Below are 26,412 nucleotides of genomic sequence, written 5' to 3' on the forward strand. Positions count from 1 at the left end.
AAATATATTAGTACAGGAAAAGGATACCTCTTATATCCTTTTCCTCTTCACTCTATTAGGAGGTTTAGGTGAATGACTTTTTGGCAGTTTGCCTTTAAAAATGTAACAAGAAACGCCAGAGCTTATTTCGCCTATTTTGTAAGCAGTGCGTTTTCCATTGCTATTTTTTTCTCATTTGCAGTTTATTTATTTCATCCTAAATTGCATATGACAGACGTGAATTATGCTCTGAACATATTAATGACAATTTCAGAAGTTGTCATTGTGTTCTTTTCATTTTTCTTTTTACTCTATTCAATTGGTACATTTTTAAAGGTTCGTAAAAAACAATTTGGGATTTTAACAGTACTTGGTATATCTCAAAAACAATTAAAGCGACTCATATTTATAGAAAATATGCTGATTGGTGTTCTTTCTATATTTTTTGGTATTCAACTTGGACTTGTTTGTTCACAGTTCTTTTTACTAGTTACCGCCAAAATTACACATGTACCTGGTCTATATTTATATTGGCCGACAGGTGCTATCGTTTTAACTATAATAATCTTTCTTGGACTCTTCATTCTCGTATCATCTTTTACACCGATGCTAATCCGTACGAGAAAAGCTGTACGTCTTTTAAAAGAAGGAACAAAACAAAAAGAAAGAAAAGCATCCGTACTCATTTCTCTATTTGGTGCGATATGTTTAATATCTGGATATGTATTAGCAGCAAATCCTCTATATTTTATGTCGCTAGGCGACATCATTGGGCTTTTATATGCCGTCTCTAGTATATTTGTCATTCCATCGCTTATTGCAGCCGGAACATATTTTTTCTTTTCACAGATTAGTTTTTTACTTATTCGTATATTAAAAACACGAAGAAAGTTTTATATGAAACGAATTAATATGCTTTGGATTTCGGATTTAGCAACGCGCATTCGAACAAATATTAATATGCTATTTATAGTAGCAATGCTATCAACGCTCGCTTTTACAATGATTACATTCTTATATGGATTCGGGAAATTTACAAAGTTTGATGCGATTAGGCAAAACCCTTTCCCGTTTACGTATTTATCACATACTGAAAATACGTTAGCTGATGAACATTTAAACTGGTTAGAACAAAAATTTAATGAAGAGCACTTTACTTATACAAAATTTAAAACAGACATATATGAAGTATCTTCAGCTGAAGATAACGCGCAGCTCTATTATGCCATTAAACAAAGTGACTATAATGTACTTGCTAAGGCGTTAAATTGGGAGACTCTCTCGGTGAATAAGAATGAATCTTATATTCTTATGAAAGACTTAGACGATCAAGTTGTTGGAACAATTCATACTAAAGAAAAGAAAAATACTCTTACACTTGCTCAAAACAATTTACAACTACAAGTGAAAGAATATAAAAGTTATAACCCATTCCCAAACAGCTTAATATACCAATTGCTCATACTATCTGATGAAAATGTAGAAACATTATCCACCGTTTCAAAACAGATGAGTGTATATAACTTTAAAGTTAACGATTGGGAAGAAGCACATACTATCGGTTCAGCATTTATAACAAAAATTGATAACGACAATGCAGCTATTCAGGCAGAACATCCACCGTTTCATGCAAGTGAAGCAAGTGACTCTTTATACAACACGAAACTAAACGTTGCTTCATTCTTCTTAATCGGAACTTTTCTTGGTGTTATTTTCTTCATCGGTGCAGGCAGTGTTCTGTATTTCCGAATGTATACAGATTTAACAAATGAGCAAGAAAAGTATATAACGATTACAAAGATTGGATTAACAGCAGACGAAATGAAACAATCTGCTACAATCCAACTTGCGATTCTTTTCTTTGTCCCTTACATTATGGCATCCATCCATACGATGTTCGCGACAAAGATGCTACAAGAGATATTACATCTCTCGTTCTTCGCTGAAATTACAGTCGTACTTATGATTTTTGGAACGGTTGAAATTCTCTTTTTCCTTTTAATTCGTTCCTTTTATATGCAAAAATTATCACAACATATTAAGTTTTAAAAATAGAAAGGTGATTATTATGGAAGAAGTATTACACATAAAAAACGTCTCAAAAGTGTATGAAGGGAAAGTCCCTCATACCGCTTTAAAAAATATAAATTTACACGTGGATAAAGGTGAATTCGTCGCAATTATGGGGCCTTCTGGAAGTGGTAAATCTACGTTTTTAAACGTTATTTCTACAATTGATTCTCCTACTTCTGGAGAAGTCGTAATTAACGGCAAACAACCTCATACATTTCGTAGAGAAAAATTAGCAATTTTCCGCCGTCAAGAATTAGGATTTGTTTTCCAAAACTTTAACCTATTAGATACGTTAACGATTGGAGAAAATATCGTATTACCTTTAACGTTAGATAATGTTCCTTTAAAAGAAATGGACGAAAAGCTCGATAACATCTCAAAGAAACTTGGAATTGATCATATTTTGGACAAACGTATTTTTGAAGTTTCAGGAGGGCAAGCACAGCGTACTGCGGTAGCACGTGCTGTCATTCATCATCCGTCTCTTTTACTTGCGGATGAACCAACAGGAAACTTAGATTCAAAAGCAGCGATTGATGTAATGGAATTATTTACGAAATTAAACAAAGAAGAAGATGCAACGATTTTAATGGTTACGCATGATCCGTTTGCAGCAAGTTATTGTAACCGTGTTATTTTCATTAAAGATGGAGAGCTTTACAATGAACTGCATCGCGGATTGTCTCGTGAGAAGTTTTATCAAGAAATATTAGATGTCCTAGCATTACTAGGAGGAAGACGTGGATGACATTTTGGCAATTCGCATTTAAAAATGTCTCGCGTAATTCTAAAGCATATTTCGCTTATTTTGTAAGTAGTGCTTTTTCTATTATGGTTTTCTTTTCATTTACTGTATATGCGTATCATCCGCGCTTACAAAGTGTACAAGGCTTTCAAGATCGGGATCCTCTAATGAACTTAGCTAGTACAGCACAGCTTGTGATTGTTATGTTCTCGTTCTTTTTTCTCTTATATTCAGTTGGAACATTTTTAAATGTACGGAAGCAGCAATTCGGGATACTCACCATTCTCGGTATCTCACAGAGACAATTAAAAAGACTGTTATTTACTGAAAATATGATAATCGGGATATTATCTATCTTTATCGGCATTCAAGGTGGACTTGTATTTTCTAACTTTTTCTTATTAGTCACTTCGAAATTAACAAGTGCAAAAGGTCTCTATTTATATTGGCCAACAGAAGCGATTATCGTTACAACCGTAACGTTTATCATTTTATTTTTAATTGTTTCTACGTTTACACCAATGTTTATTCGTACTCGAAAAACAACGCAGCTTATTAAGGGAGTTAACAAAAAGAAGAGCGAAAAAAAACCATCTATACTCATTTCACTATTTGCTTTAACTTGTTTAGGACTATGCTATTATATTGCCGGTTATCCGCAAGGCTACATAACGGAAAAAAATGTACAAAATGGGTCTGTATTCTTAATTATACTATCTATTTTACCGCTCGTAGTAGTTGGGACGTATTTGTTTTTTTCACAAACATTTCTTCTCTTTATCTATATTTTAAAGAAACGAAGAAAGTTTTATTTGAAACAAATAAATATGTTATGGATTTCAGATTTAGTTTCTCGTACCCGCAGTAATATTAATGTACTCTTTATCGTTTCTATGCTATCTGCACTTGCATTTACAATTATTATCGGGTTATTTGCTGCAAACAATCATACGAAAGCATCCATACTAGAACGATATCCAATACCATTCACCTATACATCAGAAGGTGTTAATGCATTTGAACAAAAGCATATTACTACGATTGAAACTGAACTTACAAATGCTAATTTTCAATATGACAAATATAAGTTTACCGTTTTAAAAGATACAGCTTCAAAAGAATCAATTTCCATTATGAAAATGAGTGATTATAACGCAATAGCAAAGCAATTAAACAGACCAGAAATCACTCTTGATTCTACACAAGTTTATAATATTTCTCGCTATTCACCAGCGTTATTAAATCTCGTGTCTAACCCATTTGCGAAGCAGGACACGATTACACTTGGCTCTAATAAAAAAGAATTTCAAATTAAAGGTTTTATTAATAGAGGAATTGAGCCTCCCTTTGCATTACCTCACTTAATTGTGATGCAAGATGAAGTAATTGAAAATATGATTCCTCATATTGAAACAATTACAGTTTATAACTACTTCGTGGAAAATTGGGAAAATGCAATTGTCCCAACAAAAAATATATTAAAAAGCTTAGATCATGATGCAGAAACCTTGTATGAAGCACATAAGGATGAAGAAGATTTCATTAAACCATTTCATATTTATACAGCTACGGATGAACTCGTTCATAGTAAAGGAAATGCGGTTGCTCAGTTCTTTATTTGGGCATTTCTCGGCTTTATTTTCTTTATCGGTGCGGCTAGTGTTTTATACTTCCGTATGTATAACGACTTAACGAATGAAAAACAAAAATACATTACGATTACAAAGCTTGGCTTAACTGAATCAGAAATGTTTCGCTCTGCAACGATTCAATTAGGAATTTTATTTTTCGTTCCTTACATCGTTGCTGGTGTTCACACGTTATTTGCGGTTAAGTTTTTACAAAGTATGTTTTCTTTTTCATTACTAAAAGAGACATGTATTGTACTCACCTTTTTCGGGATTATCGAGATCATTTTCTTCTTCTTAATCCGTTCTCTGTACATTAATAAATTATCACAACATATTAAAACGTGAATAAAATGGCCTTGTGCAATACGCACAAGGCCATTTTCAATAGTTTTTAATTAGCAGCAATATCCACCATAGCCGCCTGCATAACCGCCGTAACCACCATAACCACAACCGCCGCCTCCGCCGAAGCAGCTAGCACCGATGATAATTAATAAAATAAACAATACGATTAGAAGCGCAAAACCGCCGCCGCACCCATGTCTGCGGTTACAATCATCATGTCTGTGTTCACACTTTTCGCTCATTACTCTATTCCTCCTTTAGTATCATTCATAACAAGTTCACCTTGCTCTAAATGAGGGGATTCCATTTATAGTATGTTTTCAGGGCGAATAGGAAGCTTGGCTTACTTAAAAACGGGCTTGTTTTGGCAATTGGGCTTCATCAAAAAAAAGATACCTATTCAGGTATCTTTTAAAGAAACATATTCAACACAAGGGCAAAACCGAATGCAATAAATGATAACAATGTTTCCAGCACCGTCCACGTTTTAAACGTTTCCTTCACCGTCAAACCTAAATACTCTTTTACAAGCCAGAAGCCTGCATCATTTACGTGAGAAAACATTAGTGAACCTGCACCGGTTGCTATAACGAGCAATTCTAAATTTACACCAGACATGTGCTGAATAACTGGTGAAACAATTCCTGCTGCTGTCGTTAATGCTACTGTAGCTGATCCGGTCGCTATTCGAATTAATCCAGCTACCATGAAAGCTAAGACGATTGGTGATAACGATATATGTTCTGCCATTTGCGCAATCGCCGTTCCAACTCCACTTTCAATTAATATTTGTTTAAACCCACCACCTGCACCAATTATTAAAATAATTGAGCCTACAGGTAGTAAACTTTCATCTGTTAATTTTTTTATCATCTTTTTATTAATTCCTTGTTTGATGCCAAGTAAATAAAATGCTGCAAAACATGAAATAAGTAAAGCGATTACTGGACTTCCTATAAAGACTAAAAATTCAGTTATTTTTATTGGTGAAGAAACATACGGTGCAACTACTGATAAAATCATTAACACAACTGGCAGTAAAATAATAAAAAACGAAACTTTACGACTTGGTAAATCGGTTGATACAGTCGTAACTCGAACAAGCTCCGGTTCATTTTCAGGTATAACCCTCTTATGTACCCACTTCGCAAATATCGGCCCTGCGATGATGGCTGTTGGTAACGCGATAATTAATGAATATAAAAGTACTTTTCCTAAGTTCGCATTATAAATCCCGATTGCAGTCATCGCACCTGGATGCGGAGGCACTAGCCCATGCACAATCGATAATCCAGCAATAACAGGTAACGCAATTAACAATATATTTTGCTTCGTCGTTTTTCGAATGGAAATAACAAGTGGTAATAAAATGACGATCCCCACTTCAAAAAAGACTGGAATCCCTATAACAAACCCTGCAAATAACATTGCCCAAGGTAATTTTTTTACGCCGAAAAATCGAATAAAGAAATCTGCAACTTGCATGCCTGCCCCTGAATCAGACATCATTTTCCCTAAGATAGTTCCAAGTGCCAAAATGCCAACTAAATGCCCTAGTACACTACCAACACCAGTTTCATAGGCAGTCACTATTTTCGTTAAGTTCAGTCCAGACATGATAGCTAAAAACAAACTAGCAACTGTTAAACTAATAAATGCATGCCATTTCCACCATGATACCCCTAAAATGACAATTGCGATCGCAAGTAACGTGACGATTAATAAGTATATATCCATCTCTCATTCCCCTTACTTTTATAAAAAAAGAGGGAAAATCCCCTCTTTTTTATACGTCATAATTCACTACATAATGCTGCATTTCTGTATTGTAGTAGCCTTCGCTATATTCAATTACTTCGCCAACTTCATCGTAAGAATAGCGCATACGTTTTAATAACGCTGTCCCCTCTTTTTCACCTAACGATTCTGCAACGAAACTGGGCGCAAGTCCAACTGCGAATTCATCTCTGAAGTTTTCTAAATGTATACCTCGGTCTTCGACTAAATCATAAAGTGATTGTAAATCAAAGTCCGATAAGTCTGTACTTGCCATTTTCGCTGAGAAATAGTGCGTATAATGAATATATGGTGCATCATTTAACGTATATAAACGTTCAATACGAAAACTCTCTTTACCGAATAAGCGAAATGGCACTGTTCCTTCTTCATTATGAACGACTTCTGCCTTTAGCAATTTCTTTTGTACTTTATATCCTTCTTCCACTAACACTTCAGTAAATTTCTTACCCTTTGACAGTTTTGTCGCAGAAGTATTACGGATGACTTTCGTTCCTTTACCGCTCTTCTTTTCCAAATATCCTTCTTGAGCGAGTTCTTTAATCGCATTACGTACTGTAATTTTACTCACTTTGAACTCTTCCTCTAATTGTGGTTCTGAAGGAATATTCGTATGAATCGCATATACACCATGCAATATTCGATCACGAATAATATTTTTTATTTGTAAATATAATGGTCCTTTTTTTCTCGTTACGTTCACCGTTACACCCACTACCTTTCTACATCACCTACTGATGCCGTCATTGCCCGAAGTATATCCTTCTCTGATGACATTGGCGTATCACCGACGATTGTATGTGCAAGCATGCCAGCTGCTGACGCAAATGAAACAGCTTTCTCTGGTGCAAACTCTTCTATCTCGCCATGAATAATCCCGCTCGTATAAGCATCTCCAGCACCTATTCTATCATATACAGAAAACGTAAGTGTTTTTGCAAAAGTGAACGTTCCATCTTTAGATATAAACCCGCGCAGTGAATGTGTATTATCACCGTTAATAGAGCGATGTGTACCAGCAATTGTAGCAATATGATACGTTTCAGCTACCTTTGGAATAAGATCAACAAGTTGCGCCTCTCGCTCCGTTTCTTCTGTTTTCATTCCTAAAACAAACATCGCATCTTTTTCGTTCATCATAACGATATCAGCAAGTCCTAGCATTTCTTCATAATGCGGCTTTGCCTGTTCATATCCGTCTTCTCCCCAAAGTGATGGACGATAATTGCAATCAAAAACGACGGCTCCTCCGTTTTCTTTAACTGCTCTCGCTAAAGACTTCATATGATGGCGCACCGTATCATTCATCGCAAGCGTAATACCGCAAAAATGAACGATATCAATCTCCTTAGCAATTTCTTCAAATTGGTACATCTCTTCAGATGCCGTATTGAAACTACTTTCTAATCGATTCGAATATGTAACTCGGCTTGCACGTGCTCCAAATCCATTTTCCAAAAAGTACATGCCGACATATTTGCCGCCCCTTGAAACAAGCGGGGTTTGCACACCTAACTTTTGAATGTATGATAATGCCGCATCTCCAACCGGATTTTCCGGTAAAGTTGAGATAAGAAGTCCTTCATGCCCTAGATGAGAAAGCGCCGCTGCAACATTCACACCTGTACCAGAAAATGAGTAATTTAATGTGTTTGCTTGCGACAATAATTCATATCCTGGCACTTGTAGGCGCATCATTACTTCACCGAATGCTGCAATTTTCTTACGCATATTGATCAACTAACTTCTTCACGACTGCTAATAATTCACGCACATCTTCTACTTTCGTGTTACCAGTTTCTTTATCAATAATAGAAGAGTACACGTGCGGGATAACTTGCTCTACATTTGCCTCAAGCGCAATACGTACAATTGTTTCGAAGTTTTCTTTATCAATTCCGCCTGTTGGCTCTAATGCAAATCCTTCTTCCGCACAAGCTTTCGCAACTACGCGATATTCTTCTTCATGAGCTAGCCCTTTCATCGGGAAGTACTTCAATGAATTTCCGCCCATATCACGTACAAGTGCGATCGCTGTTTTAATTGGAACGATTGCTTTTTCTTCTCCAGCCGCACTAATTGGGCCAGTAGAAATATTTACGTAACCTACTTTTCCTGTTGGCGATACTAAACTATTAATCCAGCTATCTTTTTTGCCAAGATTTGCACGTGTCGCTCCGACTGAAGGGAACACTTGGTTAATATGGCTACCAGGATAATGCTTCGCAATTTCAGCTACAACTGCCGCTTGGCGATTATCTCCTGCTCCTAGTCCGATTGATACAGCGTCCTCAATTTCTTTTCCGTATGCTTTCATCGCTGTAACAGCTTCTTCTACAGTTGGATAATCTTTTGATAATACACCAACTACTACATAACCTTCTGCTGCTTCAAAAATATCTTTTGCATTTTCGATATTGTTCGCTAATACATTTAATGCTACGCGGCCTTTATAAAAACGTTTTTGAATGTTTGTCATTTTAGTTTCCCCCTACAATTTCTCTCAATTTTTCTTCAATTACATGTATGTCATCACCTTGAAGTGGACGTGGATCAATATCAAAGAATCCTTGTCTTACTCCGTAATCACGTGTATAAATTGCGATTTCCCCTTCGCGTAATGCTGTCACAACATCTTTTGCTGATTTATTTAATTGTGTCTCGTTAATATGAATACGAGCTCTAAAGATTGCTCTTCCGGCTTCATCTTGAACGATCGTTACATTTACGCCGTTTAATTCTTTTAGTGGCATAAGTACTTGTAACAATTCTTTTTCTTGCTCGCTCTTATCTTCTTTTACCCCGTACTCATCAAGCGCTTGAAGTAAGCCAAATGTTGTTTCTTTCCCAACCTTCATACTTCTTCCGATGCAATGTAATTGCACTTTTAGCCACTCAATATACTTTCTTTTACCGCCCACAATACCAGAAGTAGGCCCTTCAATCGCCTTTGAACCACTATAAATGGCAAGGTCTGAATACTTCACATATTTTTGAATGTCTTCTTCAGCTGCCGCATCGACGATAAGCGGGATGTTATTTCGCTGCGCAACTTCCCATGCTTCTTCAACAGAAATCATATTTTTTTGTACTGCATGATGGGATTTCACATAAAGAATCGCCGCTGTATTTTCACCAATCGCATCTTCAATATGCTCTGCTTTCCCTTCATTTGCATAGCCAACTTCTACAAGTTTACCGCCGCCTAAGTAAATCATCGTTTCAACAGGGGCACCGTATTGAACGTTATGACCCTTTAACATAATCACTTCGTTTTTCGCGATTACTTCTTGATGAAGTCTTTCACTTTTACGGCGATTTCCTTCTGTAACGATACCAGCGATAGAAAGCGCAATTCCACTCGATGCTGAATTCACAACAACTGCTGCCTCTGACTCTAGAATTCTCGCAATATGGTCTCCTGCTTTATCTACTAAATCAGCAATTTCCACATAATTTTGTCCACCATGTTTCATTGCATCCATAACTGTATTTGCCGGAGCGGATACACCTAAAATACTCATTCTACCGCTCGCATTAATCACTCTTTTTAATCCATACTTAGCATTCAATGAATGACCCATTGATTACAACCCCTTTCGTATCAATCCTTCTTTCAGCAATGCGCTGATCCCCTTCTGAATCAATTAACGTAACCTTCTCATCTTTCACCGTAAATAAAGTTAAATTTGCAATATCGCCTTCTTGAATGCGGCCAAGCTCAGGTTTCTTAAGCCACTCTGCTGCATGTTTCGTAACCGCATCAATCACTTCTTCTAGCGGATAACCTAAGTAAAGGAATTTCGAAAGAACGTGAGCCATACTATACACTGGACCGTGTATACGGTTCTTCCGGTAAATATCTGTACTAATTGTATTAAGCGCAATACCGTAACGCTTCGCCGCTTCTGCTACTTTAAAAGAAAAACTAGCATTACCATGACCAACATCTAAATGTACGCCGCGATTCACTGCATCTAGTAACACAGGTAGCAGTTTGCCTTCTTCATCAAATAAATTATTTTCTTTCCCGTTTAAATAATGTGTAATGACATCATCTTTTTCTAAAAGAGGTACAACTTCCTCAATGCGAGGAGGCGCTGAACCGATATGTACCATAATTGGCAATGATGTTTCACGGGATAAATCACGCGCTATATGAAGTGGTTCAATTCCACTATCACAAACGACACTTTTACTCATTCTCGCCTTTAACCCAACGATTACATCTTTATACTTTTCTACTGCTTCTATTACTTTCTCTTTATCTATCCATTCCATATTGGATAATTCATCAATTCGTTTTAAACCGATGCGAGAAATATTTAAAAAGGCAAATAAATTCGTTTTTGCCTGCTCTCTACTTTTTACTAAATCTGCAATGCGATCAGCACCGCAGCTACCTGCATCAACAATTGTCGTTACCCCTTGCTTAACGCCAATTTCGTCCACCTCATCGCCATACGGATCAAACTCTGGAAAAGCATGAACGTGCAAATCAATCCAGCCACTTGATACGTAAGTACCTGAGTAATCAAGAACCTTTCCACCCTCACCAGCACCAGCTTTCGTCACCTGTGCGATTTTATTATTTTCAATTACAATGTCAATCTCTTCCCCGTTCACACGTTTCACATTACGTAGTACGAATCGTTCTGTCATTGTATTTCCACCCTTTTCTATAAGAAGCCATAAGAATACGCTTACATTAAAATTTCATTTTTCTTTATCTCTTTCACACATTTAGAGTAGCACAAAAAAAGGGAGAAGTAAATATAACGTTATAATGTTTAAAAGTAAATAAAAAGATGCTCCTCAAAATGCTGATAGTACAGGAAATTATATCAACGATTTTTCGAATATATCTATCATAACTTACAATATATCAACGATTTTTCAATTATATCTATCGTAACTCAAAATATATCAACGATTCGACAAGGAATATCGATTTACCGACAAAAAACGCCAATCCCTTTCTTATATACGAAAAGGCTGCTCCAAAACGGAACAACCTCTTTATCTATTCCTGAACCGTCACAATAACCCCATCCATATTGTTCCCCGAAATTTCATACTGCTTATTTACTGGGACATTTACGTTCATATTCTCTGAAACTTTATAATAAGAAACCGTATATTTCTTGCCTTCCACCTCAGTTGAAATTTCTTTTTCCTCTTTTAAGAACTCTAAATATTCCTCTAGCGTAAAATTCTTTTTTTGCATAATTGCGCTATGAGGTAAACCGACATAACGTATATGCCATGGCTCATATTGAATGCCTGTAATATTACTTTTATTTTTCGGGTAGCGTAATACAAAGCCATGCTTCCATACGTTCTCTTCCACCCACTTACCTTCAGGAGCCCTCTCCATTTTCTTTTGAGTAGACCCAACATCGAGTGATAATCCTAAATTATGCTCACTGTATCCTGCTGGGAGTGCATAATCTGATCCCATTTCTTTATATAATTTACTTTGTTCTTGAAAATCTCGGTACCCGCTACTCATTAGGAAATGCTGTACTCCATCTTTTCCAGCCGCATCGACAACGTTCAAAAACTTTTTTACAACACCCTTTGATAAGCGAAGGTTTCTATCAAATATTACATAACCTCTTACTAATTCACTATTATGATTTACATTTATAATATCAGACCTAATACTATCTTTCTTTACTGGGTAATCTTTATTAACTAATAGTAGATCCCCTTTATAAATTTGTTCTTTTGTAACCTCTACCTTTTCCATACTTGCAGTCTTTACTGCACTATTTTCCCCGCCGATTTTCACATCAATTTCCTTTTGAAATAACGGTGATATGTAAACGCCTACACAGATTGTGCATGCTATAAAAAAAGAAATAAATACCCACTTTTTCATTTCTAGTTCCTCCTTAACGTAACTTACGTATAGAATAGAAAAAACTATTAAAATAAAAAGTGGGGTAAAGTTTAAATTTTTATTAAATTGTTACGTTCTCGTCTTTTGGCAATCTCACTTCAAATAGCGTTCTAACTACATTACTTTCAGCAGAAATCGTACCGTTATGCTGCTCGACAATATTTTTTGCAATAAATAGTCCAAGGCCTGTCCCGCCACGGTTCTCGGTTCTCGCTTTATCACCTGTATAAAACATATCAAATAGATACGGTAAATCTTCTTCTGGAATGCTATCTCCGTAATTCATAACTTGCACGACAACTTCTCCATTATCGACATACCCATTCATATCAACAAATTGTCCATCATATCCGTATCGAACAGCATTTGTTAACAAGTTTTCAAATACTCTAGCTAACAATTTTCCATCACCGTGCATCGGTAAATGAGCATCAACATGCAATCTAGCTTCTAAATGATGTTTCTCTAATAACGGATATAATTCCTCTTCTAACTGTATAAGCAACTCACTTATATCAATAGGCTTTTTATCCAGCTTTAGCATGCCATAATTCATACGTGTAATTTCAAATAGCTCATCAATTAAACTTTCCAGCCTTTGTGATTTCGTATATGCAATCGTGGAAAAATGTTTAATTTGTTCCTTCGTCAAATTCTCATCTTTAAGAATTAAATCTAAATATCCTAACACGGATGTTAATGGCGTTCTTAAATCATGAGCTAAATTCACAACGAGCTGATCTTTACTACTTTCAGCAAAGTCGCCTCTTTCCACAGCTTCTTTTAACTTTTCACTCGCAACATTTATTTCGCGCGCGATATTTCCAAACTCATCATTTGATGAAACTTGAACTTTATTTGTAAAGTTACCGTTCGCAAGATGATGAATCCCATTAGAAATTTCATCAAAGTATTTTAAATACGGTTTTGTCAAAAAGAAGAAAAAGATAATAGATAACGGAATAAAGAAAATTAAAAAGAAGTTAATGTCCCCAAATTCCCTTACCATTGATCGAAATTGCGCTAAAGGCTCTTCGTAGCGAACCATCTTTTTATAATACAGCTGCAATCCTTTATAAATTATATAAGTTACAGTTGCTGCAAGCACCATACTTAACGCAAATAAGGCAATCATTTTAAAACGAAAGCTTTTCATCATGTTAGCCATTGAAAGTATAACCTACCCCCCACACTGTTTTTATTAACTTATCCTTTCTTTTATCTTCCCCAAGCTTTTTCCGTAACGTACGAATATGTACCATAACTGTATTTCCACCTTCATAATAATCATCTGCCCATACTTGCTGAAAAATATTTTCCACATTGTACACTTTCTTCGGATGACTCGCTAATAAATATAAAATGTCAAATTCTTTCGGTGTTAACTCAATTTGCTCTCCATATACATTTACCGTTCGGCGCTCAGGATCAATAATGACTCCGCCAATCTCTAAAGCAGACTTACTCTCCGCTACTTTCGGTTGATTTAACGTAAAAAACCTACGCAGTTGTGCATTTACACGTGCAACTAGTTCTATTGGTGTGAAAGGCTTTGTCATATAATCATCCGCACCTAGTACAAGACCTGTCACCTTATCGAAGTCAGATGTTTTCGCGCTTAAGAAAATAATCGGCATATGATATTTGGCGCGAATCTGTCTCGTCACTTCATACCCATCCATTTTCGGCATCATAATATCTAAAACGACTAAGTCAATTGACTGCGTTTCAATAATATGAATTGCCTCTTCCCCATCAGCTGCTTTCACAACGTGGTACCCTTCTTTTTCTAAATGTATCTCAATTAAATCAGCAATTTCTGCCTCATCATCAGCTATCAAAATTGAAATGCGCTTCATCTTACTCCCCCTTTATACGCTCGATTTTAAACTAGTCTATCCAATTTGTACAATACAAAAAAGGCTACCCGTTTGAGTAGCCTTAGTAAATGAAATTATATCGACCATAACTTGAATTATATCGGCGATTTTCCAATTATATCGACCGTAACTCGAATTATATCAGCGATTATTGAAATATATCGACTTACCGACAATTAACGACAAAACCCTCTCGCTATTTGCGGACAGCCTAACGAAACTTCCATTTACCGCTCAAACACAATCCGCTGCTTCGTGATTTCATCCAGTCTCCCACGATCTACTTCATACTCAGCTTCAACACTTTGCGGTACAATCACTTTCCCGCCCTTAAGCATCACTTCCGGCGAAATAATATCCTGCTCCCAATGTCGACTAGAAGCGGATATATCACCAGGAATCGTAAAGTTCGGCAATGAAGCAAGCGCAACGTTTTGTGCTCGTGATATCCCCATCTCTACCATACCACCGCACCAAACGGGTATGTTATGCTCCATGCAATAATTATGGATTTGAATAGATTCTGTTAATCCGCCCACTCGCCCTGGTTTAATGTTAACGATGCGGCAACTACCAAGCGTAATCGCAACGCGCGCGTCTTCTAAACTATGGATGCTTTCGTCTAAACAAATCGGCGTTTCAATTTTCTTTTGCAGCTGTGCATGATCAAGAAAATCGTAATCCGCTAGCGGTTGTTCAATCATCAGCAATTGAAATTCATCTAGTCGTTTCAGCCTCTCCGTATCCGCTAATGTATAGGCTGAATTTGCATCAGCCATTAACGGGATATTCGGAAACTCTTTACGAATTTCTTTCAATAATTCGTAATCATGCTCTGGCTTTATTTTCACTTTAAAACGCTCGTATCCTTCTTCCGCGTACTTCTCGATTTGTTTTAGCATAACCGGAATCGTATTGATCCCGATTACAACGCCGACCTCAATTTCAGACTTCGTTCCGCCAAGCAATGTCGCTAGCGGTTTCTTTTGACGCGTCGCATATAAATCCCAAACAGCCCCTTCTATTCCGGCCTTTGCCATTCGGTTTCTCTTTATATGCTGGAACAAACTCGGCACTTCATTCGGATGAGAAATTTCAGTTTCCAATAAATCCGGTATTAAAAAATCCTGAAGTACATGCAGTGCTGTCTTCAGCGTTTCTTCCGTATACCACGGTTCAGAAAAAGCAACGACTTCACCAAAACCAACGTATCCATCTTTATCTTCTAATTCAACGACGATACTCTCACGCCTTTCGTAAGTTCCGTAGCTTGCAGCAAACGGGATTACGAGTGGCATTTCCGTTATATAAAGTGTCACTTTTTTTATCTCCACCTACATCTCCTCCACTAATTGTCTTAACTCTCGTCTTAACAATTTTTTCGAAGCGTTTCGTGGTAATTCCTCTAAGAAACACACTTTCTTCGGCACTTTATATTTCGCTAATTTCTCCTCGCAAAAATGAAGAATTTCTTCTTCTGTTACCTCTCCGCTTTTTACAACAAAAGCAGCTGGCACTTGTCCCCAACTTTCGTCAGCCATACCGACAACACCGCCTTCTGCTACTGCAGGATGAGATAGTAACACTTCTTCAATTTGAGCTGGATATATATTTTCTCCCCCAGAAATAATTAAATCACTGCGGCGGTCTAATACGTATAAAAATCCTTCTTCATCTAAATAACCGAGGTCACCAGTATAAAGCCAGCCATTTTGAATTGTTTCACGCGTCGCATCTTCACGGTTAAAATAGCCACCTGTTACGTTCGGTCCTTTTACAACAATTTCTCCTTCAGCATGTGGAGGCACTACTACGCCGTCTTTTTCAATACGAAGCTGACATTGGAATAGTGGTTTTCCAGCTGATCCTACTTTCGTTAACATGTAATCTGCTGATAACGTACAAATTTGCGAAGACGTTTCTGTCATACCGTACGTTTGATACACAGGAATTCCTTTTTCTACACACGTTTCTAATAACGATTTCGGCGCTGGCCCTCCGCCTAGTAACATGCATCGTAAAGAAGAGGGATATGTCTCTTCTCCAAGTCGCTCTAAAAGATCTGTTAACATTTTAGAAACGACAGAAATAATCGTAACGCCTCTCGTTTGAAGTGCTTCATGAATAAAATTAGCATCATATTTCGGAACGAGTAAAATGCGCATACCGTACATAATATTTTTCATTAACAGAGATAGCCCGCCAACGTGGAACATCGGCATACAAGCTAACCAGCAATCATCATCACGAAGCCCTAAATTAAGCGAAGAACCGACTGCGCTTGCCCAATGATTACCGTACGTTAAAATAACGCCTTTCGGCTTCCCTGTCGTCCCAGACGTATAAATAATTGTCATCGCTTCTTCTAAAGAGAATTCTTCCTGTATAGATGCTTCTGCCTTCGATCCATTCATCACTTCAGCAAATGAATATACAGGAACATCTGTAGTCTCAAAATCTTGATCCGTCACTAAACAAACAACTTCAGCATCATCCATTTGCCAAAGTAGCTCTTCTCTTGAAAGACGCGTATTTAAAAGTACAGCTACTGCACCTACGTAAGATAGGGCGTGAATAACTGTAATCATCTCCATACCATTTTTCATCAGAACAGCCACCTTTTGTCCACGCTTCACTCCAACATGCGTGAGACGTTCACAAACAGATACTACTTTTTCATGCAGCTGCATAAAAGTAACCTTTTCATCCTCTATTTCAATTGCAGTGCGATCTGGTGTTAAAAATGCACGTTGCTTTAACCAATTTGGCATAGTTTCCATCATACATTCTCCTTTCCTGAAAGAAAGAGACTTGATATGACATCAAGTCTCTTAGTTGTTTTGTTTCCGGTTGATTCCATCTAGCTACAGCGGCTAGAACAGTCGGCTCCGCTTTTGGTTTGATCACGGGAAACGAGGGAATTGACCGAAGTCCGGACTGCGTTTTTCTTTGAACGCGTCACGACCTTCTTTTGCTTCGTCAGTTGTGTAGTACAATAACGTTGCATCTCCAGCTAATTGTTGAATACCAGCTAGACCGTCTGTATCTGCGTTGAATGCAGCTTTTAAGAAACGAAGTGCCATTGGGCTGTTTGCTAAAATTTCTTGTGCCCATTGTACTGTTTCTGCTTCAAGCTCTTCTAATGGTACTACTGTGTTTACTAAGCCCATATCAAGCGCTTCCTGTGCGCTGTATTGACGACATAAGTACCAAATTTCGCGAGCTTTCTTGTGGCCTACCATACGAGCTAAGTAACCAGCTCCGTATCCACCGTCAAAGCTTCCTACTTTAGGACCTGTTTGTCCGAATACAGCGTTGTCTGCAGCGATTGTTAAGTCACATACGATATGAAGTACGTGTCCTCCACCGATTGCATAACCTGCTACCATTGCGATAACTGGTTTAGGAATTGCGCGAATTAGACGTTGTAAGTCTAATACATTTAAACGTGGGATTTGGTCGTCACCTACATATCCGCCATGACCGCGAACTTTTTGGTCGCCACCAGAACAGAATGCACGTCCACCTTCACCTGTTAAAATGATAACGCCAACATTTGCATCATCACGAGCTTGTGCAAATGCATCGATTAACTCCATTACCGTTTTAGGACGGAATGCGTTATGTACTTCAGGGCGGTTAATCGAAATCTTTGCGATACCATTGTATGTTGAATAAATAATATCTTCGTAATTGCCTTCTTTTACCCATTCAATAGCCATTACAACTACCTCCTTGTATATTTCTGATCTCCTCTATAAGTGTAACTTCATTCTTAACTGAAAAAAGCATCACTGCATAGTTTTTAGAAATCCCTTTACTATTGTATCAAACTTTTCCGGTTGTTCCACATGAATTGCATGGCCAGCACCATCAATTTTGACAAATTTCGCGTCAGAGACGCATTTTTCGATATTTTTTAATATGCGAAAGAACTTTTCATCATGCTCACCGTTCACTAAAAGAACAGGCATTTTTAAGTTTTGTAGCTCATTCCACCATGAAGGCTGAGCCCCTGTTCCCATGCCTCGCAAGCTATTTGCAAGTCCTTTTGGATTGTTAGCAAGTCGTTCTTTTCGCACTGCTTCTTGTACCTTTTCTGCTAAACGTTTTTGCGTTTCGAACAGCGGAATATTTTCCCACATCGCTACAAAACTTTCGATTCCTTCTCGCTCAATTTTATGAGCAAGTCGCTCATCTTTTTCACGACGTTCTTTTCTAGCCTCTTCACTTTCAAGCCCAGCTGTACAATTTTCTAATAAAAGAGAACGTACATATTCTGGATATAGGCATGCCATCGTAATCGCCAGCCTACCGCCCATTGAATAGCCGAGTATGTGCGCTTTTTCAATATGAAGGTAATCTAGCAGCTCTTTCATTTGTAATGCCGCATTTCTAATATCATAATGCGTCACAGCTTCAGGACTTTCCGTTTTTCCGTGCCCAACAATGTCTACTAAAATGACTTGAAATTTCTCGCTCCAAGAAGGAACGAAAGAACGCCACGTTTCCATGCTTCCCGTAAAACCATGAAGAAGTAGAAGTGGTTCACCGCTTCCGACTACTTCATATTCATACGATACACCTTGCAACGTTACTTTCATCGTGATTCACCTTGTAAAGATGTAGTAATTACGTCCATCGTTTTTGCCCATAATGTACGGTGCAATGTTAAGTTCTCATCACGATTCGTACAAATTTCCACAACGTGTAAACCTTCCGCCCTTGTTCCCTTTTGTACCTCTTCTCGGAATTGCTCCCAACCATTTACACGGCTAAATGAACCACCGTACATTTTAACAACGTGTTCATAATCAAGCCCAATCGGTGTTCCAAATAATGATTCAAAATGTTCCTTTTTCTCATACTGTGGTAAGAATGAAAAAATACCCCCGCCATCATTATTTACAACGACAATTGTTATGTTTAATTCATGTAATTTCGCTGCTAACAGTCCATTTAAATCGTGATAAAATGATAAATCACCGATGACTAATACGAGCGGATCGCAAATAATGCTCGCGCCTAAAGCTGTTGAAATGATTCCATCGATACCATTTACACCGCGATTTGCCATCACCTGAATGTTTTTATTTGATGTGAAGAAGAATGAATCTGTATCACGAATTGGCATACTATTACTCGCAAATAACGTTGCCCCATCTGGTAATACGCGTACAATATCCGTAATAACCTTTCCTTCAAATGCCGTTTCATATGTTTCCATTTCACGAAGCGTTTCCTTCGTTATTTCGTTTATATGTTGCCACATTCCGAACCAATCATTCTTTTTCATAGCTGGCATTTTTTCTATTAATGCACTACAAAATGCAATATCATTTGCCTGCACAACTTCTGTCGCAACAAGAGCTGGATCTCTCCATTGTCCGGATTCGTCGACAACGATATGAACGACTTTCGTCTGTTTTTTAATAAACTGCGTTAATGCTTTCGAAACAGGCATACCACCAAAGCGAATCATAACTTCTGGCTTCCACGTTTCTTTTAACAACTCATTTCGTAAAAATGTATCGTAACAGTCGATTACCATCGTTTTATCGTGATTTCCGCTACGAATGTTAGAAAGTGGATCCGCTAATATTGGATATCCTGTTTTTTCAGCTAATTGTGCTGCAAACGCTGCGATTTCTGAATGACTATCATCTCCACAAATAATAAGCCCCTTTTCCATATGTGAAAGGCGCCCTACAAGAGAATCTACATATTCACTCGGCATCACCGCGTTCCCTTGCTGAACTACTCCTGTATATTCCCCGCGTCCTTTATCCCATAAACTTTCTAATGAAAAGTCCGGGATAAGCGGTTCACGCACTGGAAAATTAAGATGAACAGGTCCTTGCGGTGTTAAAAGTGCGCTTGCTATCATGCGCTGCGTCGTTATGCGAGCATAATGATACATCGCTTCACTCGCTTCTGGAATTGCCATCTCTGTAAATTGCTTCACAAACGTACCGTATAAATTAATTTGATTCATCGCTTGTGGCGCACCGACATCTCTTAATTCATGCGGTCTATCTGCCGTTAAGACGATAAGCGGCACTCGTGAATGAAAAGCTTCACATACAGCTGGGTAATAGTTCGCCGCTGCCGTTCCTGACGTACATAATAATGCAACAGGACGTTTTTTTGCTTTTGCGATACCAAGCGCAAAAAATCCTGCTGATCTTTCATCTACGTGTAAATATGTGTTCATTCCTTCATGTTGTTCCATTAGTAAAGCAATCGGCGTTGACCGTGAGCCTGGACTAATGACAACATCACATACATTTAGACGCGTCAGTTCATCCACGAACGCGCCTAAATAATATGATAATGCTTCTATATGATTGTTCATTTCATTAATTCCTCCAAAGCACCAAGCATCGGTCTAAACTTCAAACTTGTTTCTTCATATTCAAGTTGCGGTACAGAATCAATTACAATCCCACAACCGGCAAATAAGGATGCTTTCTCGCCATTTAATAATCCGCAGCGAAGCGCAACCGCAAATTCACCATTTCCTTCATCATCTATCCACCCAATCGGTGCACCGTACAATCCTCTGTCTAACAATTCCACATCACGAATGAGCTTCATCGCTTCCAAACGAGGTGTCCCGCCAAGAGCTGGTGTTGGATGTAATTCTTCTACCATTGTTAAAAGACTCACATCACCTTTTGCTTCTACAGGCGTATATAAATGAATTAAGTTTTTCGTTGTTAATAAACCCGGACTTTCCGGAATATTAACGACGTTGCAATGCTCATTTAATACACCGCGAATCATGTTCACTACATAACCATGTTCAGCTAAATTCTTTTCATCATGAAGAAGCGCATTACCATTTTGTTTACTTTCTTCTATAGAATGACCATGACCGATTGAACCAGCAAGACACATCGACGTAAACTTCTCATCTTCTTTGCGAATTAATCTCTCTGGCGTCGCTCCTAGGAAACATGCTCCTTTATAATCAAAAGAAAATACGTAACAATCCGGTTGCCCAATGCGAAGCGCTTCTAAAACAAGAGCAGAATCAATAGAATGATTCACCTCTACTTTTAACTCCCTCGCTAATACAACCTTCTGCACGTTACCCTGCTTCATCTCATCTTGCACTTTCTCAATTGCTTTCATCCAGCCTTTCGGATCAACTTCTACTTTAGAAGTAACAATTAATTTCGATCCTTCTAGCGCACATTTACTCTCCCCAAAAATTTTCTCTTCTAAAGAAATCATTTCGTTATAAAGAGTTTCTGCACAATCTGTTTCTGAAACAAATGTATTCATCGTTAACCACGCTTTTTCATTTTTTACAGTTAATAAAAATGCGGGTAGTGAAAATGTTGTATCTTTAAATTCTTTCCATAGGTCTGTTTTCTCTTTTTCTGGATCAAATGAAAACCCACCAAATAAAAGAGGACCTGTTCCAAATTCATATTCATCTCTTTGCACAAATGCATTCTCTTTTACTTTCTCCCACTCATCACGAGCAGTTTGAAAGCGCTTATGAGAAGAATTTGCTATAGTGAAAACAGAGCCAATTCCTGCAAATATTACATGCTGAGCTGGGTCTGCAAAATAACATCTATTTTCGAATGAAGTCCTTTTTCCTGCTGCATAAAACAGAAGTGGATCCACCCAGTCTATTTGTTTGACAAAACTAACTAATGTTTTTTCATTCTTTACACGCTTAATGGCCGCACTAAGAACTTCTTGCAAGCCTTTTTGTTTCGTTTGAATCACAATTGTCTCCCCCCTATGGGCGAAAAATAGTCATAATTACGCTTGATTTTAAGATACACCTCAAACGAAAGACCTGTCAACGTTTAGCATTTCTGAGAAATTCACCTTCTCTTCCTAGAAAATAAACGTTGACACTAAATGATGCTTTTTCTACACTTAATTGTGTACAATATGTGACCTAAGGAGGATTCAACATGGAAATGAACGTCGAAACGAATTCCTCTCCTACGGCGCCAAAGCCAAGTAAACAAACAGGCTGGCGCATTTGGTGGAGTTTACTACGCCCCCATACATTAACAGCAGCTTTCGTTCCTGTTTTCATCGGAACAGCATATGCGATGCAGGTCGGAGGTATAAATCAAATACATCTCCCTCTTTTCCTTATGATGCTTCTTGCTTGTCTTCTCATTCAAGCAGCAACAAACATGTTTAATGAATACTTTGATTATAAAAGAGGACTCGATCACGAAGGTTCAGTCGGTATCGGCGGCGCTATCGTTCGCGATGGCATTCAGCCAAAAACAGTGCTTAACTTAGCATTTGGATTTTTTGGCATCGCAATGCTATTAGGCGTTTATATTTGTATGAATTCTAGCTGGTGGCTTGCTGCAATCGGTCTCGTTTGTATGGCCGTTGCTTACCTTTATACAGGCGGCCCACTTCCAATTGCCTATACACCATTTGGAGAGTTAACAGCAGGATTATTTATGGGTGTCATTATTATCGGGATTTCATTCTTTATTCAAACTGGAACTGTAACATCAGAAGTCATTTTACTATCTATTCCAAGCTCCATTTTAATTGGTGCCATTTTACTAGCTAATAACATCCGTGACTTAGATGGCGATAAAGAAAACGGTCGTAAAACGTTAGCAATTCTCGTTGGACGTGAAAGAGCCGTTGGTGTACTTGCTTCTATGTTCATCGTTTCCTACATTTGGACAATTGCTTTAATTATCGTGGGCATCGTATCACCATGGATGCTGATCGTATTTTTAAGTGCACCGAAAGCATTTAAAGCGACGAAAGGTTTTATCGGCAAAAGCATTCCAATGGAAATGGTACCTGCGATGATTTCAACAGCAAAAACAAATACAATCTTCGGTCTCCTCATGGGAATCGGATTATTACTTGGATATTTCCTTTAAAAGGAGCTGCTAATGCGGCTCCTTTTTCATATACCAATTTCAGCTCATAATTCCTACTCGCAACGCTCATACTATGTAAAGAAACTGAATTGTAGGAAGGTGGATGACAATGTTAACTCCACAACAAGTAAATCAATTTAAATCCGTTTTAGAAAAACAAAAACAAGAACTAGAGCAAACAATACAAACTCATGAAAATGAAAATCGTGCCTCTGAACGCGATTCCGTCGGAGAATTGTCTAGCTATGATAACCATCCAGGTGATATGGCTACAGAGCTATATGAACGTGAAAAAGATTTCGGGCTTATTGAGCTTTGGCATAAACAGCTAGAGGATACGAAACATGCCTTGCAAAAAATAGAAGCAGGTACGTACGGTATTTGTGAAGTGTCTGGCGTGGAAATTCCATTTGAAAGATTAGAAGCAATGCCGACTGCTACAACATGCATACAGCACGCGACAAATAAATTAAATATGGAGACCCGTCCAGTTGAAGAAGAAGTATTGGCTCCTTCTTTCCATAAGCACGATGAAGATCATTCTGTTGAGTACGATGCAGAAGATGCGTGGCAAGATGTCGCAAATTATGGAACGTCTGAAACACCGTCTGATTTAGAAAGACAAGATTCAAAAAATTATAATGGTATGTATGTAAATAGTGAAGAGAATGTTGGATATGTAGAGGATTTCGAAAACTTTATCGGTACAGATATGTATGGAAAAAACCCACAAGTTTTCGCCACAGAAGAACATGAAGAGTATGAACAAATGCTTGATGACTTTGAAGAGCGTACCTTCAAAGGCGAATTATCTTCAAATGAATCTAGTTCCAAAGAGTAAAGTGAAACTTTAATTAGTGTGGGGACCATCCCCCACTAATTATTAGCCCACACCCTTCGGACGTTTACGGGATAAAAAAAGCATTCCGAAATTCGGAATGCTTTTTATCGCTAGCTAATTAGTTTTTTGTAACGTTAGCTGCTTGTGGTCCGCGGTTTCCTTCAACGATTTCGAAAGAAACTTCTTGACCTTCTTCTAAAGTTTTGAAGCCTTCGCCTTGGATAGCTGAGAAATGTACGAATACGTCTTCTCCGCCTTCAACTTCGATGAAGCCAAAACCTTTTTCGCCGTTAAACCATTTAACTTTACCTGTTTGCATGTCATGTACCTCCTAAATAAAAATGAAACTATGAATCCACATGAAAAGGTGGATATAAAGGACATGAATGTATAACAAGCTTACAGCCTTTAATACAACGTGCTTTATTTCCGTACCACATTATGTAGCTCAATAGTGCTTTCACTATATCACGCTATATGAAAAACGTCAAATGAGAACACTTTCATTCCATCATTTTTTTATAATTTTAATATAATGTTGAATTTCCATCTCCTTATTTTATTTGAAAATTAACAAAACTAGAGTATTCTAATACTATTAAATTCTGTACAATATAAATATATATTACATATGAGGTGAAAAAAATGAAGGCACATGAAATCGAATATAAGTTATACGGTGACGATATGCAGTTCGTTGAAATTGAATTAGATCCAGAAGAGAGTGTTATCGCAGAAGCTGGGGCAATGATGATGATGGAAGACTACATCGAAATGGAGACAATTTTCGGTGATGGTTCTGGACCATCTAACGGTCTATTCGGAAAATTAATGGGGGCTGGTAAGCGTCTTGTTACAGGTGAAAGCATGTTTATGACTGTATTTACAAATACAGGTCACGGCAAACGCCACGTCTCATTTGCTGCTCCTTATCCTGGTAAAATTGTTCCTGTTGATTTAACAGAATATCAAGGGAAAATAGTTTGCCAAAAAGATGCGTTTCTTTGTGCTGCAAAAGGTGTTTCTATCGGAATTGAGTTTACTAAAAAAATAGGAACTGGTTTCTTTGGTGGTGAAGGTTTCATCATGCAGAAACTTGAAGGTGATGGTCTAGCTTTCATGCATGCAGGCGGAACTGTATATAAGCGCGAATTAAAACCCGGCGAGAAACTTCGCATTGATACAGGTTGTCTCGTTGCCATGACAAAAGACGTTAACTATGATATTGAATTTGTAGGAAAAGTAAAAACAGCTCTATTTGGCGGTGAAGGTTTATTCTTCGCAACGCTAGAAGGTCCTGGAACGGTTTGGATTCAGTCCTTAACACTTAGCCGCTTAGCAGCACGCCTTACGAGTCCAGCAGCTCAAAGCACCGGTGAAGGCAGTGTTTTAGGTGGACTTGGTCGTTTATTAGATGGAAAAGAGTAAAAGTGCCCTTATGGGGCGCTTTTTATTTAGGTGGACTACGCTTCCCCTCCCCCTCATATAACTAAATGTTCCATCCTCATTTTCAAAACCCTCAAAAAGAATGAATCAAGTCCCTCACTGCATATATTTAACCATACCTTTTCTTAAGGAGGGCTTCCTTAATGCGTACTCCTTTATCCTTTGATAAAGACACTGCCATATTGTTAGCTTCTTGTTGTGAGTTAACGTATGAACAATATAAACAAAATGGGATTTTTGAAATACCAGATGGTTTTCAATATGTACAAGGTTTTCAAGGAAAAACCATTCAAATGACAGAATGGTTTGGATTCATATTAGAATCTGAGGATACAATTATTGTAGCTTTTCGGGGCACACAAACAGATACAGACTGGATTATCGATTCACTCGTCAACCAAAAGCCATACCCATATGCTTTAAACAGCGGAAATGTCCATAACGGCTTTCTTTCTATTTATGAATCTTGCCGAGATTCTATTATGGATATGCTCGTATCATTGCCAGCCCATAAAAAACTACTAGCTACCGGACATAGTTTAGGTGGTGCGCTTGCTACATTACACATATTAGATGCACGTATCAATACTGCCTTCGCACAGTATGGCCTTTATACATTCGCTTCTCCAAAAGTAGGAGATATCGCTTTTCGAAATTATTATAAACTACAAGTAGCTAGTAGCTTTCGTTTTGTAAATTTATTCGATGTCGTTCCACTTCTCCCTCCGCGAAACATAAATTTTAATGATCGTGATTGGGAATATGCCCACGTTCATCACAATATGACATTTACAAAAAATACAAAATCTATTACGAATAATCATTCCATGACAACATACAAAACATGTCTGACTTCTCATTTTTAACCAGTAAACA

The 26,412-nt window shown here is 37.8% G+C and carries 24 protein-coding genes; 7 read left to right on the plus strand and 17 right to left on the minus strand.

The window, feature by feature from the left end:
* The first annotated feature begins 72 nt into the window (after positions 1–72).
* The 3 genes from F0362_RS23870 to F0362_RS23880 are packed head-to-tail and all read left to right on the plus strand — an operon-like array spanning position 73 to position 4,773.
* Positions 73–2,028: an FtsX-like permease family protein gene (locus tag F0362_RS23870; RefSeq protein ID WP_000144983.1), complete on the plus strand. Its 1,956-nt coding sequence runs from the start codon at positions 73–75 to the stop codon at positions 2,026–2,028.
* 19 nt (positions 2,029–2,047) lie between these two features.
* On the plus strand, positions 2,048–2,800 hold the full coding sequence (locus F0362_RS23875) for an ABC transporter ATP-binding protein (protein WP_149889997.1): 753 nt from the start codon (positions 2,048–2,050) through the stop codon (positions 2,798–2,800).
* A complete protein-coding gene (locus F0362_RS23880; protein ID WP_000144933.1) occupies positions 2,797–4,773 on the plus strand; it encodes an FtsX-like permease family protein in 1,977 nt (658 codons plus the stop codon). The genes F0362_RS23875 and F0362_RS23880 overlap by 4 nt, the downstream gene beginning before the upstream one ends.
* 50 nt (positions 4,774–4,823) lie before the next feature.
* Here the strand turns inward: F0362_RS23880 and F0362_RS23885 are convergent, their stop codons facing one another.
* The 16 genes from F0362_RS23885 to F0362_RS23960 form a co-directional block, all read right to left on the minus strand.
* Positions 4,824–5,015 (minus strand): YjcZ family sporulation protein, encoded by a 192-nt coding sequence (locus tag F0362_RS23885; RefSeq protein ID WP_001290392.1) that lies wholly within the window; start codon positions 5,013–5,015, stop codon positions 4,824–4,826.
* Between the two features lie 169 nt (positions 5,016–5,184).
* Positions 5,185–6,510 (minus strand): gluconate permease GntP, encoded by a 1,326-nt coding sequence (gene gntP / locus F0362_RS23890; RefSeq protein ID WP_080326631.1) that lies wholly within the window; start codon positions 6,508–6,510, stop codon positions 5,185–5,187.
* A gap of 49 nt (positions 6,511–6,559) precedes the next feature.
* The gene (locus tag F0362_RS23895; RefSeq protein ID WP_000539290.1) at positions 6,560–7,285 is read right to left on the minus strand and encodes a GntR family transcriptional regulator; all 726 of its coding nucleotides are present in this window, start codon (positions 7,283–7,285) and stop codon (positions 6,560–6,562) included.
* A complete protein-coding gene (locus F0362_RS23900) occupies positions 7,285–8,301 on the minus strand; it encodes a sugar kinase (RefSeq protein ID WP_001227497.1) in 1,017 nt (338 codons plus the stop codon). Before F0362_RS23900 ends, F0362_RS23895 begins: the two co-directional genes overlap by 1 nt.
* Positions 8,294–9,049 carry a 2-dehydro-3-deoxy-phosphogluconate aldolase gene (locus F0362_RS23905; protein ID WP_000181928.1) on the minus strand — a complete coding sequence of 252 codons (756 nt, stop codon included), beginning with the start codon at positions 9,047–9,049 and terminating at the stop codon, positions 8,294–8,296. The genes F0362_RS23900 and F0362_RS23905 overlap by 8 nt, the downstream gene beginning before the upstream one ends.
* 1 nt (position 9,050) lies before the next feature.
* The gene (locus F0362_RS23910; RefSeq protein ID WP_000510082.1) at positions 9,051–10,154 is read right to left on the minus strand and encodes a DgaE family pyridoxal phosphate-dependent ammonia lyase; all 1,104 of its coding nucleotides are present in this window, start codon (positions 10,152–10,154) and stop codon (positions 9,051–9,053) included.
* Positions 10,132–11,232 (minus strand): amidohydrolase/deacetylase family metallohydrolase, encoded by a 1,101-nt coding sequence (locus tag F0362_RS23915; RefSeq protein WP_000139938.1) that lies wholly within the window; start codon positions 11,230–11,232, stop codon positions 10,132–10,134. The genes F0362_RS23910 and F0362_RS23915 overlap by 23 nt, the downstream gene beginning before the upstream one ends.
* A 361-nt stretch (positions 11,233–11,593) precedes the next feature.
* Positions 11,594–12,454 carry a D-Ala-D-Ala carboxypeptidase VanY gene (locus F0362_RS23920; protein WP_000759391.1) on the minus strand — a complete coding sequence of 287 codons (861 nt, stop codon included), beginning with the start codon at positions 12,452–12,454 and terminating at the stop codon, positions 11,594–11,596.
* A gap of 82 nt (positions 12,455–12,536) precedes the next feature.
* Positions 12,537–13,643: a sensor histidine kinase gene (locus F0362_RS23925; protein WP_000002593.1), complete on the minus strand. Its 1,107-nt coding sequence runs from the start codon at positions 13,641–13,643 to the stop codon at positions 12,537–12,539.
* On the minus strand, positions 13,636–14,334 hold the full coding sequence (locus tag F0362_RS23930; protein ID WP_000822496.1) for a response regulator transcription factor: 699 nt from the start codon (positions 14,332–14,334) through the stop codon (positions 13,636–13,638). The genes F0362_RS23925 and F0362_RS23930 overlap by 8 nt, the downstream gene beginning before the upstream one ends.
* 248 nt (positions 14,335–14,582) lie before the next feature.
* Complete coding sequence (gene menC / locus F0362_RS23935) at positions 14,583–15,689, minus strand: o-succinylbenzoate synthase (RefSeq protein ID WP_000403448.1); 1,107 nt, start codon at positions 15,687–15,689, stop codon at positions 14,583–14,585.
* Entirely contained in the window at positions 15,690–17,135 is a 1,446-nt protein-coding gene (locus tag F0362_RS23940; protein WP_000449538.1) for an o-succinylbenzoate--CoA ligase, read from the minus strand.
* 123 nt (positions 17,136–17,258) lie between these two features.
* Complete coding sequence (menB, locus tag F0362_RS23945) at positions 17,259–18,077, minus strand: 1,4-dihydroxy-2-naphthoyl-CoA synthase (RefSeq protein WP_000963885.1); 819 nt, start codon at positions 18,075–18,077, stop codon at positions 17,259–17,261.
* A 69-nt stretch (positions 18,078–18,146) separates the two neighbouring features.
* Complete coding sequence (gene menH / locus F0362_RS23950; protein WP_061529471.1) at positions 18,147–18,959, minus strand: 2-succinyl-6-hydroxy-2,4-cyclohexadiene-1-carboxylate synthase; 813 nt, start codon at positions 18,957–18,959, stop codon at positions 18,147–18,149.
* Positions 18,956–20,710: a 2-succinyl-5-enolpyruvyl-6-hydroxy-3-cyclohexene-1-carboxylic-acid synthase gene (menD, locus tag F0362_RS23955; RefSeq protein ID WP_149889998.1), complete on the minus strand. Its 1,755-nt coding sequence runs from the start codon at positions 20,708–20,710 to the stop codon at positions 18,956–18,958. The genes menH and menD overlap by 4 nt, the downstream gene beginning before the upstream one ends.
* Positions 20,707–22,101 carry an isochorismate synthase gene (locus tag F0362_RS23960; protein ID WP_000616758.1) on the minus strand — a complete coding sequence of 465 codons (1,395 nt, stop codon included), beginning with the start codon at positions 22,099–22,101 and terminating at the stop codon, positions 20,707–20,709. The genes menD and F0362_RS23960 overlap by 4 nt, the downstream gene beginning before the upstream one ends.
* 194 nt (positions 22,102–22,295) lie before the next feature.
* Here F0362_RS23960 and F0362_RS23965 point away from each other — a divergent pair, with 194 nt between their 5' ends.
* Both F0362_RS23965 and F0362_RS23970 read left to right on the plus strand, forming a co-directional pair.
* Positions 22,296–23,249, plus strand: coding sequence for a 1,4-dihydroxy-2-naphthoate polyprenyltransferase (locus F0362_RS23965; RefSeq protein ID WP_000425759.1), 954 nt, complete (start codon positions 22,296–22,298; stop codon positions 23,247–23,249).
* A 109-nt stretch (positions 23,250–23,358) separates the two neighbouring features.
* Positions 23,359–24,090: a yteA family sporulation protein gene (locus F0362_RS23970; protein WP_000957400.1), complete on the plus strand. Its 732-nt coding sequence runs from the start codon at positions 23,359–23,361 to the stop codon at positions 24,088–24,090.
* 118 nt (positions 24,091–24,208) lie between these two features.
* Here F0362_RS23970 and cspD read toward each other — a convergent pair whose 3' ends face one another.
* Complete coding sequence (cspD, locus tag F0362_RS23975) at positions 24,209–24,409, minus strand: cold-shock protein CspD (protein WP_001193053.1); 201 nt, start codon at positions 24,407–24,409, stop codon at positions 24,209–24,211.
* Positions 24,410–24,735: 326 nt separating this feature from the next.
* Between cspD and F0362_RS23980 the strand changes: the two genes are divergently transcribed.
* Both F0362_RS23980 and F0362_RS23985 read left to right on the plus strand, forming a co-directional pair.
* The gene (locus tag F0362_RS23980) at positions 24,736–25,518 is read left to right on the plus strand and encodes a TIGR00266 family protein (protein ID WP_000643604.1); all 783 of its coding nucleotides are present in this window, start codon (positions 24,736–24,738) and stop codon (positions 25,516–25,518) included.
* Between the two features lie 161 nt (positions 25,519–25,679).
* A complete protein-coding gene (locus tag F0362_RS23985) occupies positions 25,680–26,402 on the plus strand; it encodes a lipase family protein (protein WP_001260116.1) in 723 nt (240 codons plus the stop codon).
* Positions 26,403–26,412 lie beyond the last annotated feature (10 nt).

Source organism: Bacillus sp. BS98 (assembly GCF_008432245.1).
Lineage (GTDB): Bacteria > Bacillota > Bacilli > Bacillales > Bacillaceae_G > Bacillus_A > Bacillus_A toyonensis.

Bases quoted from the DNA above. Each gene is read 5' to 3' on its own strand.
- F0362_RS23985 (WP_001260116.1), top strand. From the start codon at position 25,680: ATGCGTACTCCTTTATCCTTTGATAAAGACACTGCCATATTGTTAGCT.
- menB (WP_000963885.1), bottom strand. From the start codon at position 18,077: ATGGCTATTGAATGGGTAAAAGAAGGCAATTACGAAGATATTATTTAT.
- F0362_RS23940 (WP_000449538.1), bottom strand. From the start codon at position 17,135: ATGGAAACTATGCCAAATTGGTTAAAGCAACGTGCATTTTTAACACCA.
- gntP (WP_080326631.1), bottom strand. From the start codon at position 6,510: ATGGATATATACTTATTAATCGTCACGTTACTTGCGATCGCAATTGTC.
- F0362_RS23970 (WP_000957400.1), top strand. From the start codon at position 23,359: ATGTTAACTCCACAACAAGTAAATCAATTTAAATCCGTTTTAGAAAAA.
- F0362_RS23915 (WP_000139938.1), bottom strand. From the start codon at position 11,232: ATGACAGAACGATTCGTACTACGTAATGTGAAACGTGTGAACGGGGAA.
- F0362_RS23930 (WP_000822496.1), bottom strand. From the start codon at position 14,334: ATGAAGCGCATTTCAATTTTGATAGCTGATGATGAGGCAGAAATTGCT.
- F0362_RS23875 (WP_149889997.1), top strand. From the start codon at position 2,048: ATGGAAGAAGTATTACACATAAAAAACGTCTCAAAAGTGTATGAAGGG.
- F0362_RS23980 (WP_000643604.1), top strand. From the start codon at position 24,736: ATGAAGGCACATGAAATCGAATATAAGTTATACGGTGACGATATGCAG.
- F0362_RS23885 (WP_001290392.1), bottom strand. From the start codon at position 5,015: ATGAGCGAAAAGTGTGAACACAGACATGATGATTGTAACCGCAGACAT.
- F0362_RS23870 (WP_000144983.1), top strand. From the start codon at position 73: ATGACTTTTTGGCAGTTTGCCTTTAAAAATGTAACAAGAAACGCCAGA.
- F0362_RS23880 (WP_000144933.1), top strand. From the start codon at position 2,797: ATGACATTTTGGCAATTCGCATTTAAAAATGTCTCGCGTAATTCTAAA.
- F0362_RS23920 (WP_000759391.1), bottom strand. From the start codon at position 12,454: ATGAAAAAGTGGGTATTTATTTCTTTTTTTATAGCATGCACAATCTGT.
- F0362_RS23965 (WP_000425759.1), top strand. From the start codon at position 22,296: ATGGAAATGAACGTCGAAACGAATTCCTCTCCTACGGCGCCAAAGCCA.
- F0362_RS23905 (WP_000181928.1), bottom strand. From the start codon at position 9,049: ATGACAAACATTCAAAAACGTTTTTATAAAGGCCGCGTAGCATTAAAT.
- menH (WP_061529471.1), bottom strand. From the start codon at position 18,959: ATGAAAGTAACGTTGCAAGGTGTATCGTATGAATATGAAGTAGTCGGA.
- menD (WP_149889998.1), bottom strand. From the start codon at position 20,710: ATGAACAATCATATAGAAGCATTATCATATTATTTAGGCGCGTTCGTG.
- F0362_RS23910 (WP_000510082.1), bottom strand. From the start codon at position 10,154: ATGGGTCATTCATTGAATGCTAAGTATGGATTAAAAAGAGTGATTAAT.
- F0362_RS23900 (WP_001227497.1), bottom strand. From the start codon at position 8,301: ATGCGTAAGAAAATTGCAGCATTCGGTGAAGTAATGATGCGCCTACAA.
- cspD (WP_001193053.1), bottom strand. From the start codon at position 24,409: ATGCAAACAGGTAAAGTTAAATGGTTTAACGGCGAAAAAGGTTTTGGC.
- F0362_RS23925 (WP_000002593.1), bottom strand. From the start codon at position 13,643: ATGGCTAACATGATGAAAAGCTTTCGTTTTAAAATGATTGCCTTATTT.